1 pseudogene is annotated in these 501 nt (G+C 33.3%); it reads left to right on the forward strand.

Annotation, left to right across the window (positions count from 1 at the left end):
• Window positions 1-71: 71 nt before the first annotated feature.
• A pseudogene (locus BIY29_RS19990) lies at window positions 72-501 on the forward strand (hypothetical protein); the annotation flags it as partial.

Raw genomic sequence — 501 nt, forward strand, 5'->3', positions numbered from 1 at the left:
TCTTATTTCTATCCATATGATGTGTCATTTTAAGTAAAAGGATTTTAAAGTCAAATTTTATGAGGTGCAGGATGAACATTGCTTATCTGAAACAAAAAATGCAGGCAGACCGAATTATTGCTCTGAAAATCGAGAATGCACTTGTGGAAATTAATCAGGATCTCAGGGAAACTGCGAACACCTTATATTCTGGCGTAGAAAGAGCAAGTTGGTATGGCTCTTGTCTTTTCGATGATTATAAAGATGTTTGTAAGCAGTTAATGACAGAAGATTACAGGATGCTTGTTGCTGTTAAACAAGTGTATCTAAGAGATGATGTCATTCTTGATATGGTCGAGATTTTTTTCAAAAAAAAGCTAAGAAGAATAAGTGAGGAAAAACAAAATAGTATTTTACAGGAGGTTGCAAAAAAATCAGCCGAACATGCTTCAGTTAAATTCAGTAAATTATCTCTTGCTTATGTTCTCGCTAAAATAGTAAGAATGTCGAAGGATTTTAATG

The organism is Brenneria alni, assembly GCF_003666245.1.
Taxonomy (GTDB): Bacteria; Pseudomonadota; Gammaproteobacteria; order Enterobacterales; family Enterobacteriaceae; genus Brenneria; species Brenneria alni.